We start from the raw sequence: 13,359 nt of genomic DNA on the forward strand, positions 1-13,359 counted from the left end.
TTCGGGATCAGGAAGGCCCCCACCTTCGCGAGTCCCGAAGCACCTTGTAACAAAAGCGAATAAATCCGCCAAACTGAAACGGATGGACGGAAGAGTTGATGCGGTGAGATCATCCAGTGGCGCAAATGCGCCAATGTGGGTGACCCGGCTAAACTCTGAGGGCCGCGGCGCCCCAGGTGAAGCCACCACCCATCGCCTCGAGCACCACCAAATCGCCGCGCTTGATGCGCCCGTCGCGCACTGCGAGGTCGAGCGCCAGCGGCACCGAGGCCGCCGACGTGTTGGCATGCTGGTCGACGGTCATCACGACGCGCGCGGGGTCGAGCCCCAGTTTTTTGGCGGTCGCATCGATGATCCGGCGGTTCGCCTGATGCGGCACGACCCAGTCGACGTCGCTCGGCGACAGGCCGGTATCTTCCAGCACCTCGCCCAGCACCGATGCAAGGTTGGTGACCGCGTGGCGGAACACTTCGCGCCCGTGCATGCGGACATGACCGACCGTGCCGGTGGTCGACGGCCCGCCATCGACATAGAGCATGCCCGAATATTTGCCGTCGGCATGAAGCCGCGTCGCGAGGATACCCTGATCGTCGTCGACATCCTTTGCCGACAGCACAACCGCGCCGGCGCCGTCGCCAAAAAGGACGCAGGTCGTGCGGTCTTCCCAGTCGAGGATGCGGCTGAAGGTTTCCGAACCGATGACCAGCGCGTGTTTCGCGGCGCCCGTGCGCAGCATCGAATCGGCGACTGTCACGGCATAGAGAAAGCCCGAGCAGACCGCAGCGACGTCAAAAGCGATGCAATCGGGTGCGCCGATCAACGCCTGCACCTTGGTCGCACTGGCCGGAAATGTGTTGTCGGGGGTCGCGGTCGCGAGGATGATCAGGCCAATGTCCGAAGGCTGAAGCCCGGCGGCGGCAAGCGCCTGCTGCGCAGCGGCGGCGCCGAGCGTCGCGGTCGTCTCATCGGGTTCGGCGATATAACGGAAGCGGATACCGGTGCGTTCAACGATCCATTCGTCGCTCGTATCGACTCGCTCGGCGAGTTCAGCGTTCGACACGCGGGTGCGGGGCAAGGCCGACCCGGTGCCGGCCAATATGGCGCGGAGGGTCATGCTGCGTCGCCGTTACGGAAATTGGCCAGATCCTGCGTCACCTGCCGCGTAATGTCCTTTTCGATCAGCTCGGCGCACAGGTGGACGCAATTGGCGACCCCCTTGGCATCCGCGCTGCCATGGCTTTTCAATACGACGCCGTTCAATCCCAGGAAGACGGCGCCATTGTGATTATTGGGGTCGAGATGGTGGCGCAGCAGCTCGGTCGCCGGACGCGAGATCAGAAAGCCGATCTTCGAGCGGGTCGAGCTGGTGAAAGCGCGGCGCAACAGGTCGGTCACGAAACGCGCCGTCCCCTCAATCGTCTTCAGCGCGATATTGCCCGAAAAGCCGTCGTGGACGATCACATCGACATCGCCGCGCGACAATTTGTCACCCTCGATGAAGCCGGTGAAATCCATCGGCAGACCCTTCGCAGCGCGCAGCATCGCCGCGGCATCGCGAATCTCGTCGGTGCCCTTCAATTCCTCGGTGCCGATGTTGAGCAGCGCAACGCGCGGGCGTTCCAGCCCCATCGCGGTGCGCGCATAGGCCGCGCCCATCACCGCAAATTGCGTGAGGTTGTTGGCGTCGCAGTCGGTGTTGGCGCCGAGGTCGAGCATCACGACGTCATTGTTGCCGAGAGTCGGGAGCAGCGCCGCCAGCGCGGGACGGTCGATCCCCGGCATGGTGCGCAGCGCAACCTTTGCCATCGCCATCAGCGCCCCGGTATTTCCCGCAGACACGGCACCGCCGGCATCGCCGCGCTTCACCGCGTCGATCGCCAATCCCATCGACGTGCTCTTCGCCTTGCGAAGCGCCTGACTGGGCTTGTCTTCGCCGGTGACGACACCATCGGTGTGGATGATGTCGGTCGCCGCGCGGAGATTCGGGTGATTTTCGAGGGCGGCTTTGATCCGCACCTCGTCGCCGACGAGGAGGAAGCGGAGGCCGTCATGCTTGTGGCGTGCCATCGCCGCGCCTGCGCACATCACGCGCACGCCGACGTCACCGCCCATCGCATCGATTGCGATTCGCGGTGTCAGGCTCATGATGACGCCCTCCGGCTAATGATTAAGCGCCGACCGACACCACTTCGCGGCCATTATAATGGCCACAGGCGTTGCACAGATTGTGCGGGCGCTTCAGCTCGCCGCAATTCGGGCATTCCTGGAAGGCTTCAACCTTCAGGCTGTCGTGGCTACGACGCATGCCACGCTTCGAGGGCGAGGTTTTTCGCTTGGGGACGGCCATGATATTTCCTGCATTCTTAAATGTTTACACGAATCGGCAAACCCGGATTTGTCATTCCCGTTGCCGGGAATAACTGGCCCGCCCGCCGTGCCGAAGCCCGTTCCTGCCTGGATATGACAAGAAAAATCTTCCGCCGAAGGGTGCCTCAACGCCTGATGGTGTCGGGTGCCGGATTGGGCGGGGCTATAGCGTTTTCGCCCGCAAAGGCAAGCCCCGGATCGCGTTCGAGGCGATGAGGTTGCGGGCGGGTGCGCTTGCCCTTCCCTTATGGGAATGCCACACCTCGCGCCTCGCCGGACCGCAGGGGCGCGCCGGCCGATCCACTTGGGGGATAACTATGATCTTGTTGCCTGTCAGCCTGACGATCGCCGCGGGAGCGGCACTGCTCAACCTTTGGCTTTCGGTTCGCGTCGGGCGGGTGCGGACGAAAGAGAAGGTCTTTGTCGGTGACGGCGGCAATGAATTGGTGATGCGGCGCATGCGCGCACACAGCAATTATGTCGAAAACACGGCTTTCGTGCTGATCCTGCTCGCGCTCGTCGAGCTTGGCCTTGGGTCGTCGATGTGGCTGTGGGGCGCCGGCGCGCTCTATCTGGTCGGCCGCATCCTGCACGCGATCGGTATGGACGGGGCGATGTGGGGCCGGATGGTCGGCACGATCATCACCATGCTGACCCAGCTTGGCCTGGCCGCCACCGCGCTGACCGCCGTCTACATGACCCCGACGAGCTTCACCTCGGTCGATGTCACCGAGACGGTGGTTCTGGAACAGAAATAGGCTCAGCCCCCTCCCGCCTGCGGGAGGGGGTTAACCCGCCGTCCCCAGCACCATATCGCCGACAAAGGGATTGCTGCGCCGTTCGTGCGCAAAGCTGCTGCGCGCGCCATGCCCGGGCAGGAAAGTCGTGTCGCCGCCGAGCGGCCACAATTTCTGCGTGATCGAATCGAGCAATTGCTGATGATTGCCGCGCGGAAAATCGGTGCGGCCGATCGATCCCTGGAAAATCACGTCGCCGACGATCGCGAGTTTCGATGGCGCATGATGGAAAACGACATGGCCGGGCGTGTGGCCGGGGCAATGAATGACGTCGATCGTCAGATTGCCGACGGTCACCGTGTCGCCATCGACCAGCCAGCGGTCGGGCTCGAACGATTCGCCCACCATGCCGAAACGGGCGCCATCCTCGGCGAATTGCGCGATCCAGAAACGGTCGTCCTCATGTGGTCCCTCGATCGGCACGCCGAGTTCCTTCGCGAGCATCCCCGCCTGCCCGCAATGATCCATATGGCCATGGGTGACGAGGATCTTCTCGACCTCGACCCCGGTCTGCTTGATCGCTTCCTTCAGCTTGTCGAGGTCGCCGCCGGGATCGACGAAAGCCGCCTTGTTGGTCTCGGTACACCAGAGGAGGGTGCAATTCTGCTGAAAGGCGGTGACGGGCACGATCGCGGCGCGCAGCGGGGGATTGGGAGCGTTCATGCCGGCTGATGTGGGCAAAGCGCGCGGATTTGGCAATACCGGGCGCCTCAGCGCAGCGTCATCATATCGCCTTCGACATTCACCGCGTCGAGTTTCGAGAGAAAGCTCTGTCCGAGCAGCGAGACCCCCATATCGGCGTCGATCACCGCCGCCTGCACCCCGCGCACTTCGATCCCGCCGATTTCGACGCTGTTGAGCATGACAACCCGCATCGGCACCTCGCCGCCCGCGGTGCGCGCCGTGCCGACGACCGGCAGCCCGTCGACGTCGATCCCGATCGCCTCGGCATCGCGGCGGGTCAGCGCGACGATCGACGCCCCGGTATCGACCATCATCTTGATGCTCGCCCCGTCGACACGCGTATCGGCATAGAAATGCGAGTCGCCCGAGCGCCCCAACTGCACCGCGCCCGACCCGGTTTTTCGGGCTGATGCCGACGACCAGCCGCTTCCGCCACGCTGGCTCCAACCGCCATCATCGACGGATTTTACGGTCGATTGTCCGGTATCGTCACCGGCAGTCCGGCTGGCGCAGCGCGCCATGCCGACCGATGTTGCCGCGATCATCGCGGCCATAACAAGGATGCGCCCCAACATGAGGGCCTGTGTTGCAGAATTGCGTTGGAGAATCGTTAAATGCGGGCGCCTGCTCAGCGGGGCGTTTCGATGAAGCCGCGCCATAGCGGGGTATCGCCGCGCACCGAATAGGCGATCCGCGCGCACGCATAGGGGCGATCCCCGCGATTATCAGCCTCGGCGGCGGTCAGCGGCCATGCCGTCGCAGAACGCGCCGACCAGCAGGCGAGTGCTTCGGCTTCGGGCCGCGCGGCGATCTCGGCCTTGTCGGCGGCCGAATAGGAAGCGGGGATATTCCATCCCAATATCCGGCGTTCGATCGGGTCCGGTGCCTTGAGCAGCGCACCAAAGGCGCCGCAGGGGTCGTCGATCATCGCCGCGATTGCGCTGCGATCGGCCTCGCCCAGCCAGCGGCCACCGAGCAACGGCTGCCAGCGGCTCTCATCGCGCGATTGCAGCGCGACGAATAATTCGTCCGCTGCCGCCTCGAACCGCGCCTGCCAGGGCGAATCGGCGGCCAGCGGGGCAAGCCTCGCGGGCACAGCCGCTTCTTCGGGCGCGATCGCGACCAGCGGCGCCGATGAGGCGGCGTCAGAGGTTGAAACGGGCAAAGTGACGCAGCGGCCCTCGGCGGCGGCCGGCGTTGCAACGAAAGCGGCGGCAAGCGCCGACGAAATCAGGAAAGCGCGCATGGCCGGCAGTTTATCAGCAATGGCTGCACCTGTCATGAACCGGTGGAGCGCGGCCTTGTAACAGCTTCGAGGAGCAGACACTTCCCCACCCCTCGTCATGCCGGACTTGATCCGGCATCCATTCGGCGGCGGCGGCATAGACCCCGGATCAAGTCCGGGGTGACGATAGAGGGGTAGTCAGACACGCCACCTCACTCGCCAACCGGAAGTCCTTCGCGCATCCAGCCCGGCGCGCGGGCCACATCGATATTCTCGACCCGGCGATGCTCGACCGACCAGCCAAGCTCGGGATAGGCGACGACCTGCCGCTTCGCATCGGCTTCGGCCAGCGGCACGACGACCAGCCGCCGGTTGACCTTTTGCCGCCAGTTCATCCGCGCGGTGTTCTCCTGCCCGACATAACAGCCCTTCGAAAAGCTCACCCCGTTCAGCTCGACCGCATTGCATTCCAGCCAGAGCGTCGTCCCGTCGCCAAGCTCGGCGCGGCCTTCGGTGACGCCGAGCGCCAGCCGGTGCGCGCGCCACGCAGCATCGGCGCCCTCGCCTTCGTCGGCTGGTTCCAGCCACCGTTGGCCAAGGCCGGACAAGCGCGGATCAACGACGCCAAGATCGCCCACCGGCGCCCAATGGACGGCCAGATCGGGTTCACGCTCAATTATGATCGCGCGGCGCAGACGATAGAGTTTCAGCCTTTTGGCCAAATCATCCGCCGCATGACGCTCGCAATCGATCAATATATCGTCTTCATCGCCCCAGATCAGGAAATCGAACAGCGCCTTGCCCTGTGCGCTGAGCAGCGCCGCCCAGACGGGTAGATTGCCCGACACATCATTGGTCACCAGCCCTTGCAGGAAACCACGGACATCCTCGCCCGCAAGACGGATAAGCGCGCGATCGTTCAGGGTGGTATTGGTCATGGCGATAATCTAGGGACGCGGCAGCCAAAACCAAGCATCCATTTCACTCGCGAGAGACATATGACCGACCGCATCACCATCCGCCGCCCCGACGACTGGCACGTCCATCTGCGCGACGGGGCGATGCTCGACCATGTCGTGCCTTATACCGCACGTCAGTTCGCTCGGGCGATCGTGATGCCCAACCTGTCGCCGCCGGTGACGACGGCGGCCGAAGGCATCGCCTATCGCGACCGTATCCGCGCCGCGGTCCCGGCCGGGGTCGACTTCACCCCGCTAATCGTCGCGTACCTCACCGACAACAGCGACCCCGGCACAATGGCGCGCGGCCATGCCGAAGGGGTGTTCACCGCCGCGAAGCTCTACCCCGCAAACGCGACCACGGGCAGCGCGCATGGCGTGACCGATGTCGCGAAGATCATGCCCGTGCTGGAACGCATGGCCGAGATCGGCATGCCTTTGCTCATCCACGGCGAAGTCACCGACCATGACGTCGATATTTTCGACCGCGAGGCGGTGTTCATCGACCGCACGCTGGCGCCGCTGGTGAAGCAGCTTCCCACGCTCAAGATCGTCTTCGAACATATCACGACGGCCGAGGCGGCTCAGTTCGTCGCCGACGCCCCCGCCAATGTTGCCGCGACGATCACCCCACAGCATTTGCACATCAACCGCAACGCCATGCTCGTCGGCGGCATCCGTCCGCACGCTTACTGCCTGCCCGTCGCCAAGCGCGAGGCGCATCGCGTCGCGGTCCGCGCCGCCGCGACCTCGGGCTCGCCCAAATTCTTCCTCGGCACCGACAGCGCACCGCACGCGGTGCACACCAAGGAAGCCGCATGCGGCTGCGCCGGCATCTTCAATGCGCCCTATGCGCTCGAATCCTATATCACCGCCTTCGATCAGGACGGCGCGCTCGACAAGTTCGAGGGTTTTGCCAGCGAGCATGGTCCGAATTTCTATGGCCTGCCGCTCAACAGCGGCACGATCACCCTCGAGCGCGGCGAGACGGTAGTTCCCGAACGCTGCGGCGAGGTTGTCCCTTTCCATGCGGGCGAAACGCTGGGGTGGAAGCTGGTTTAGACCAACCTTCGTCACCCCGGACTTGATCCGGGGTCCATGCGGTCATGGATGCCGGATCAAGTCCGGCATGACGAAGACAGTCAAGCCACCGCCAGCATCCGCTCCGCGCGCATCTTGCGCCACATGTCGAAGCTGAAGATCGCGATGCTGATCCAGATCAGCAGGAAACAGACGAGCTGCACGGGCTTCAACGGTTCGTCAAACACGAACAGGCCGAGCAGGAAAACGATGCTCGGCGCAAGATATTGCACGAATCCCAGTGCGGCAAAGCTCATCCGCCGCGCCGCCGTCGCGAACAGGAGCAGCGGCACCGCGGTGACGACACCCCCGGCCGCGAGCAACAGACTGATCCCCGTACCGGTTCCGAAACCCCGGCCATCGCCGATCCAGAGATAATATCCCGCCGCCGCGATCGCCACCGGCATCAGCAAGGTCGTCTCGATCGCCAGGCCGGGCAGCGCCCCGACCGGTATCACCTTGCGGATCAGGCCATAGAAGGCGAAGGTGAAAGCCAGCGTCAGGCTGATCCACAGCGTATCGAGCGCGCCCGCGAGCAGGATGGCGACGCCCACCGCCGCAAAGGCAACCGCAAGCGCCTGCAGGCGACTGAGCCTTTCGCCCAGAAAGATCATCCCCAGCATCACATTGACCAGCGGATTCAGATAATAGCCAAGGCTGGCCGCCAGCACATGATCGGTGAAGATGGCATTGATATAGACCAACCAGTTCAGCGCGATCAGCGCCGAACTGGCGATCAGCATCCGCAGCACGCGCCAATCCCTGAACGCCGCCAGATAGTCGCCGATCTGCCGCCGGAAGATCATGATCAGGAAGCATAGAGGCAGCGACCAGATGATCCGCTGCGCCAGCACCTCCACCGGCGGAACGCTGGTCAATAATTTGAAGAAGAGCGGAACGATGCCCCAGATCGCATAGGCGGCAAGGGCATAGGGCAAGCCGCCCTGATGGCTTCCCGCGGGGGCGGGCGCCGATGGCTGGGTCATGATACGGCTCGTTTCGGGGGGATCAGATGAGGCCACCGCCGAGCATCAGTCGCAGAGCACCGACGACGACGACGACGATGTTCAAATTGCGTCCGCTCGTCCTGTCCGACATTGCGCCCAGCGCAAGGCCGATCACGGCGAAAGGAATGATCACCCAATTCGCCCAACCGAGGAACGGGATGAAAGCGAAAACCGCGAGAATGAGCGCGATGACGCCAATGGCGAGCGAGGCGATGTTGAGCATGGGCGAAGTGTCGCATGCCGCCCGCGATGCGGCAAGGCCTTTCGGTTCGTCGCCGTCAGCACTCGGTTCGTCTTGTTGCCTAGGGTTAATGCAACGCCCCGCAGATTCCAACCGTTCTCCCCCCGAAGCACCCGCTCCCGTCGCCGGGATCGAGGCGCAAAACCAGGAAAGGACTTGATATGCGTAATTTCACCAAGGGCCTGACCGGCGCTTTCATCGCCGCCAGCATCCTCGCAACCACCCCGGCCTATGCCGGCATCGCCGCTCCCGCGCAGGCGGAGGGCTATCATAGCCTCGATCAATCGGCCGGCTTTCACAAGAAGCGCAAGGGTCACCGCCATTATGCGCGCGACGAGCGCCTCGGAGCGAATAGCCGCGTCTGGCGCGGCAATGACGGCCGTTATCACTGCAAAAAGGATAATGGCACCACCGGCCTGCTCATCGGCGGCGCCGTTGGCGGCCTGGCCGGCAACGAAATCGCCGGCCGCGGCGACAAGCTGCTCGGCACCGTAATCGGTGCGGGCGCGGGCGCCCTGCTCGGCCGCGAGATCGACCGTGACAAATATCGCTGCCGCTAAGCGATAAGCGATCCCATTGCAGGCGCGGGTCCGAGACCCCTCCGCCCGCACCGGCGATGGATGAGGGCGTCAACCTGGTTGGCGCCCTCTACGCGTTCAGAATGTGCCCCTTTCGCCTTGCCCCGCCGGGGTTCTTGCCGCAGAAGCGCGCTTTGTTGCGCACCTTCGGAAAGGACCGACGATGTTGAACGGCCCCCTTCTTGTCACCGAGCGGCTGATCCTGCGGCCACCCGCAACCGAAGATTTCGACGGCTTTGCAGAAATGAGCGCCGAAGCCGATACGATGCAGTTCCTCGGCGGCACTTGCCCCCGATCGCAGGCGTGGCGGCTGTGGTGCACCCTCGCCGGCGCTTGGCACATCCGTGGCTTTTCGATGTTTTCGGTAATCGAGCGCGAAACCGGCGAATGGGTTGGACGGCTGGGTCCGTGGGAACCCGATGGCTGGCCCGCTCCCGAGATCGGCTATGGCGTCCGCGCCAAATTTGCTGGCAAAGGCTATGCGTTCGAGGGCGTGATCGCGGCATGCGACTTCGCGGTCGATTTCCTGAAATGGCCCGAACTGATGCACTGCATCGATCCCGCCAACACGCGATCGCAGGCACTCGCCGCGCGGCTCGGCGCGACGAACAGCGGCCCGACCCGGCTGCCCGCACCGCTTGAGGACATATCGGTCGACGCATGGAAGCAAAGCGCTGACCAGTGGCGGGTAAAGCGCAAGGAGTTACGGCCGTGAGCGACCGCTCAGGCGACCATCATATCGACCCCGAACGCGCGCAGTTCGACGCCTTCAAGGCGCTACCACGCGATACGCCCATCCATATGCTCAACCTCGTGCGCTTCAAGGAACAGGCGACCTATCCGGCCGACCATGCTCTCGCCGGGCAGGGCCTGAGCGGTGCCGAAGCCTATGCCCATTATGGCGCCGACAGCGGCGCCGTGTTTCAGCGCGTCGGCGGCCGCATCGTCTGGCGCGGGACGATGGAGGCCATGGTCATCGGGCCGGACGGGGAATATTGGGACGCTATGTTCATCGCCGAATATCCGAATAGCGGCGCCTTCATGGAAATGGTGACCGACCCCGTCTATCGCGTAGCGGTGTTCCATCGGCAGGCAGCGGTCGAAACCTCGCGGCTGATCCGCTGCGATCCGAAAGCGTCTCAGGCCGGTACAGTTTTTGGCTGACAAACCCCTGCCCATTCGCGAAATTTGCTCATATTTCCTTGATCCTATACCGGCAATTCCGGTGGAAGATTAGGGGAGTGTTCGCAATGATGTCGCGCGGAAAATGGCTGGTCACCGGCTTGCTGATGGCCGCTGCGCCGCTCGCCGGTTGCCGGGACAATCCCGATGCCAAGGCGGAGCTCGGTTCGATCGACGACGGACTGACCGATGCCGACCCCGCGATCAAGGGCGCGCTCGAAGACCGGATCATGGTCGATCCCAAGCTGACGGGTCAGGCGAACCGGAACGCCGCGGGTCCGGGCGATCGTCCCGTCGATGGCGGGGTTCCCGGCGTCGCTGGCGGCAAGGCCGCCACCGCCGCCGAAGCCGCCGCCGCGCTGAAAGTCGGCAAATTACTTTCCACCCCCAAGGCGCTGCCATTCGAGGCCGGCTGCGATGGCTGCGAGGCAAAAGAGCGTCCCGTCACCATCGGCGCGCTCGCCCAGGAGCAATCGAAGGGCGCGTGCGATGCCAAGCTGACCTATGGCAATGCCTGGGCCGAACGCCTGCCCGCCGCCTTTAAAGTCTATCCGCGTGCAACGCTGCGCGAGGCGGCCGGGATCGCGGGCGGCAAATGCAACATCCGCGTCGTCAACTTCCAGACTGCGGCACCGATGCAGATCGTTCTCGACTATTATCACACGCTGGCCGTACGCAACGGCTACACCAGCGACCACCGCGTCAACGGCAGCGAACATATGCTCGGCGGAACAAAGGGCGACCTCGCCTATGTCCTGTTCATGCGCCGCGACGGCGGGATGACCGACGTCGACCTGGTCGCGTCGGGCGGGAAATAATCTCAATCCTCCCTGTCGCACAGCGATGGGGGACCAAAAAAAGGCCCCAGTCTCCCGGGGCCTTTCTCTTGCGTGACGTTCGTAAAGATCGTCAGATTTTGTCGCCGAGCGCGCCTTGGACCTTGCCCTTCAGATTCTGGGCTTCGCCCTTGCGTTCCTGCGCTTCGCCTTCGGCGCGGAGGCGCTCGTTATCGGTAGCCTTGCCAATCGCCTGCTTGGTGTTGCCAACGGCTTCGTTGGCGGCGCCTTTGGCTTTTTCGGTGAATTCACCCATGGGAGTTCTCCTTGATCTTGGCAGAGGCGGCAGTGCCTCTTGCCGGATCAACGGCCCCTTGCGGCCGACGTTCCAGACTATGGGACCAAGCGTTGCTGGCGAAGGGTAGCCCACGGATTGGAACCATCTTCCCGCCCACCCCACGCATTGTTCTTGATGTGTTCCATTCCCATGCTTATCGACGGACCGATTCCAGGGAGATGGAGATGCCGGTGAAGCTCGAACCCAATTGCGTCGTCCACGATACCGATCTGTCCGACCACGATTTCGCCGACGCCGACCTCGCCGGCGCGGTGCTGACCGACTGCGTGATGCGCGACGTGCAATTTACCGGGACGTGCCTGCAGGATGCACGGCTGACGCGATGCCGCCTGATCCGCTGCCGCTTTGCCAATGCCGACCTGCGCGATGCGGTTTTCGAAAATTGCTCCTTCATCGACGATGTAGAGCATAGCGGCGCCCAATTCGCCTTTTCGCGTCTCGAACAGACACGGTTCAACCGCTGCGATCTGTCCTTCGCGAAATTCGATCGCTCGGCGCTGTTCGGGGTCGAGATGGACGCCTGCAACATGCGCGGCGCGGCGTTCGACAAGACTGATTTCAGCCGCACCTTCGGGCGCACGCTCGTCAAGACGATGGCGACGATGCGTAGCTGCAATCTCGAATTCGCCGACCTCAACGGGGCGCGAATGCCCGACTGCGACCTCTCAGGCTCCAGCTTTCGCGAAGCGGTGCTATTCGACGCCAATCTGGAGGGCGCCGACCTGCGCGGCTGCGATTTCGTCCTCGCGCTGACCGCCGGCGCCAAGCTCGCCCGCGCCGACTTTCGCGGCGCGGAACTGGCGGGCGTGAACCTCAGGGAGTTGGCCAGCCTCGAAGGCATGATCGTGTCACCCGATCAGCAGCCAAACCTGTTGGCGGCGATGGGGCTGGACGTCTCGATGGGGTGAGGTGCGTAGAGAACTGACTGTCGGCTTTGGGGTGGGAAGCTGACAATGATTTCGTCATGCTGAACTAGTTTCAGCATCCATGGCCTGCCCCCTAATCCGGTGCGGCGCTGATGGAGAGGACTGACCATGGACCCTGAAACAAATTCAGGGTGACGATAAATGAAACGGCGGTTTTCGGTCGCTTTCTGCCACTCCCGTTCCCCGGCGAAAGCCGGGGCCGCGCGAGTTACAGCGCAGGCGTCGGTCCCATGACGCCCTGGACCCCGGCTTTCGCCGGGGAACAGCTAGTTTCGGTCATTCCGGACATTCGTCATGGTCGCGCCCGCGCGATACGGAACGAGCCTGCTAGCGCTTCAGCCCAAACAACCCGCGCGCATTCTCAAAACGAATCTTCGCCTTTTCCGCCGCGGTCAGATCGAGCTTTTCAAACGCCGCGAGCGTTTGCGCCATGGAGAATTGCGGATAGTCGGACCCGATCAGAACATGATCGACCCCGACATTGCGGATCGTCCAGATAAACTCTTCCTCGATCGGCGCATCGGCAGCGAGCGTGACCATCGCCGAAATGTCGAAATAGATATTGTCGCCGAACAGCCCCTCGGCGGTGCGCGCCATTTTGAGAATATTCCAGAAACGGAAATTCAGCCCGCCCATATGCGCGAAAATGAACTTCGTCCTGGGCGCGGCCAGCGCAAGGTTGAACAGCTTTTCGCTGTCGCCGCCCGGAACGATATTGGCATTGTCCATCACGACGGCGACGCCAAGCTCGCCGGCGCGCCGGACCAACGCCAGCACCCGCGAGTCGGCCGGATCGAACTTCTGCGTATGCGGATGGATTTTGAGCAGCTTCACGCCAAGCCCGGCGATCCGCTGCAACTCGGCCAGCGCGGCGGGGCCGTCGTAAGGATGGACTGTGGCGATCGGCACCATGTTCGGATGCTTCGCCGCCAGCGCGAGCAGCGCATCGTTGCGGGCGCGGATGTCGTCAGGATTGCCCGCGAGTGCCTGGTTCGGACCGCCGAACCACATCCCGCCGAAACCGGCCAGGTCGAGGCCAGCGCCCTGCACCTGCGCCTGATATGCGTCGATCGACTTTTCGCCGTCCCACAGGTGGACATGGCTGTCGAACGATGGCTGCGCCGCCGCGCCCGGCGCGAGCAAGATTGCGGCGGCGAGAAGCGGCAGGATTTTCATGGC

18 protein-coding genes are annotated in these 13,359 nt (G+C 63.7%); 7 read left to right on the plus strand and 11 right to left on the minus strand.

Features of this window, described 5'->3' with window-relative positions; genetic code table 11:
- Positions 1 to 148: 148 nt before the first annotated feature.
- Genes CDQ91_RS04495 through rpmF form a run of 3 tightly spaced genes read right to left on the minus strand, consistent with a single transcriptional unit; the run spans position 149 to position 2,347 of the window.
- On the minus strand, positions 149 to 1,114 hold the full coding sequence (locus CDQ91_RS04495; protein WP_088471532.1) for a beta-ketoacyl-ACP synthase III: 966 nt from the start codon (positions 1,112 to 1,114) through the stop codon (positions 149 to 151).
- Positions 1,111 to 2,145: a phosphate acyltransferase PlsX gene (gene plsX / locus CDQ91_RS04500; protein WP_088471533.1), complete on the minus strand. Its 1,035-nt coding sequence runs from the start codon at positions 2,143 to 2,145 to the stop codon at positions 1,111 to 1,113. Before plsX ends, CDQ91_RS04495 begins: the two co-directional genes overlap by 4 nt.
- A gap of 22 nt (positions 2,146 to 2,167) precedes the next feature.
- Entirely contained in the window at positions 2,168 to 2,347 is a 180-nt protein-coding gene (gene rpmF / locus CDQ91_RS04505; RefSeq protein ID WP_011541714.1) for a 50S ribosomal protein L32, read from the minus strand.
- Positions 2,348 to 2,684: 337 nt separating this feature from the next.
- On the opposite strand from rpmF, the gene CDQ91_RS04510 reads away from it, so the two are divergent.
- Positions 2,685 to 3,125: an MAPEG family protein gene (locus tag CDQ91_RS04510; RefSeq protein ID WP_088471534.1), complete on the plus strand. Its 441-nt coding sequence runs from the start codon at positions 2,685 to 2,687 to the stop codon at positions 3,123 to 3,125.
- 30 nt (positions 3,126 to 3,155) lie between these two features.
- On the opposite strand, the gene CDQ91_RS04515 is transcribed toward CDQ91_RS04510, so the two are convergent.
- The 4 genes from CDQ91_RS04515 to ygfZ form a co-directional block, all read right to left on the minus strand.
- On the minus strand, positions 3,156 to 3,827 hold the full coding sequence (locus tag CDQ91_RS04515; protein ID WP_088471535.1) for an MBL fold metallo-hydrolase: 672 nt from the start codon (positions 3,825 to 3,827) through the stop codon (positions 3,156 to 3,158).
- Positions 3,828 to 3,874: 47 nt separating this feature from the next.
- A complete protein-coding gene (locus CDQ91_RS04520; protein WP_237245818.1) occupies positions 3,875 to 4,402 on the minus strand; it encodes a retropepsin-like aspartic protease family protein in 528 nt (175 codons plus the stop codon).
- 74 nt (positions 4,403 to 4,476) lie between these two features.
- Complete coding sequence (locus CDQ91_RS04525) at positions 4,477 to 5,175, minus strand: hypothetical protein (RefSeq protein WP_144036685.1); 699 nt, start codon at positions 5,173 to 5,175, stop codon at positions 4,477 to 4,479.
- A gap of 110 nt (positions 5,176 to 5,285) precedes the next feature.
- Positions 5,286 to 6,011 (minus strand): CAF17-like 4Fe-4S cluster assembly/insertion protein YgfZ, encoded by a 726-nt coding sequence (gene ygfZ, locus CDQ91_RS04530; RefSeq protein WP_088471538.1) that lies wholly within the window; start codon positions 6,009 to 6,011, stop codon positions 5,286 to 5,288.
- A 60-nt stretch (positions 6,012 to 6,071) separates the two neighbouring features.
- On the opposite strand from ygfZ, the gene pyrC reads away from it, so the two are divergent.
- Positions 6,072 to 7,094: a dihydroorotase gene (gene pyrC, locus CDQ91_RS04535; protein ID WP_088471539.1), complete on the plus strand. Its 1,023-nt coding sequence runs from the start codon at positions 6,072 to 6,074 to the stop codon at positions 7,092 to 7,094.
- An 80-nt stretch (positions 7,095 to 7,174) separates the two neighbouring features.
- On the opposite strand, the gene rarD is transcribed toward pyrC, so the two are convergent.
- Positions 7,175 to 8,098, minus strand: a complete 924-nt coding sequence (gene rarD / locus CDQ91_RS04540; RefSeq protein ID WP_088471540.1) for an EamA family transporter RarD — start codon at positions 8,096 to 8,098, stop codon at positions 7,175 to 7,177.
- Positions 8,099 to 8,120: 22 nt separating this feature from the next.
- Entirely contained in the window at positions 8,121 to 8,342 is a 222-nt protein-coding gene (locus CDQ91_RS04545) for a hypothetical protein (protein ID WP_088471541.1), read from the minus strand.
- 179 nt (positions 8,343 to 8,521) lie between these two features.
- Between CDQ91_RS04545 and CDQ91_RS04550 the strand changes: the two genes are divergently transcribed.
- The 4 genes from CDQ91_RS04550 to CDQ91_RS04565 all read left to right on the plus strand — a co-directional run bounded on the left by CDQ91_RS04550 (position 8,522) and on the right by CDQ91_RS04565 (position 10,938).
- The gene (locus CDQ91_RS04550; RefSeq protein ID WP_088471542.1) at positions 8,522 to 8,920 is read left to right on the plus strand and encodes a glycine zipper 2TM domain-containing protein; all 399 of its coding nucleotides are present in this window, start codon (positions 8,522 to 8,524) and stop codon (positions 8,918 to 8,920) included.
- Between the two features lie 181 nt (positions 8,921 to 9,101).
- Positions 9,102 to 9,653 carry a GNAT family N-acetyltransferase gene (locus CDQ91_RS04555; RefSeq protein WP_088471543.1) on the plus strand — a complete coding sequence of 184 codons (552 nt, stop codon included), beginning with the start codon at positions 9,102 to 9,104 and terminating at the stop codon, positions 9,651 to 9,653.
- Entirely contained in the window at positions 9,650 to 10,102 is a 453-nt protein-coding gene (locus tag CDQ91_RS04560) for a DUF1330 domain-containing protein (protein ID WP_088471544.1), read from the plus strand. The genes CDQ91_RS04555 and CDQ91_RS04560 overlap by 4 nt, the downstream gene beginning before the upstream one ends.
- Before the next feature lie 86 nt (positions 10,103 to 10,188).
- Positions 10,189 to 10,938, plus strand: coding sequence for a hypothetical protein (locus CDQ91_RS04565; protein WP_088471545.1), 750 nt, complete (start codon positions 10,189 to 10,191; stop codon positions 10,936 to 10,938).
- Between the two features lie 91 nt (positions 10,939 to 11,029).
- On the opposite strand, the gene CDQ91_RS04570 is transcribed toward CDQ91_RS04565, so the two are convergent.
- Positions 11,030 to 11,212 carry a CsbD family protein gene (locus CDQ91_RS04570; RefSeq protein WP_088471546.1) on the minus strand — a complete coding sequence of 61 codons (183 nt, stop codon included), beginning with the start codon at positions 11,210 to 11,212 and terminating at the stop codon, positions 11,030 to 11,032.
- A 206-nt stretch (positions 11,213 to 11,418) separates the two neighbouring features.
- On the opposite strand from CDQ91_RS04570, the gene CDQ91_RS04575 reads away from it, so the two are divergent.
- A complete protein-coding gene (locus CDQ91_RS04575) occupies positions 11,419 to 12,162 on the plus strand; it encodes a pentapeptide repeat-containing protein (protein ID WP_201791860.1) in 744 nt (247 codons plus the stop codon).
- A 345-nt stretch (positions 12,163 to 12,507) separates the two neighbouring features.
- Here CDQ91_RS04575 and CDQ91_RS04580 read toward each other — a convergent pair whose 3' ends face one another.
- Positions 12,508 to 13,356, minus strand: coding sequence for an amidohydrolase family protein (locus CDQ91_RS04580; protein WP_237245819.1), 849 nt, complete (start codon positions 13,354 to 13,356; stop codon positions 12,508 to 12,510).
- Positions 13,357 to 13,359: the final 3 nt, after the last annotated feature.

The organism is Sphingopyxis witflariensis (genome assembly GCF_002205635.1).
Lineage (GTDB): Bacteria > Pseudomonadota > Alphaproteobacteria > Sphingomonadales > Sphingomonadaceae > Sphingopyxis > Sphingopyxis witflariensis.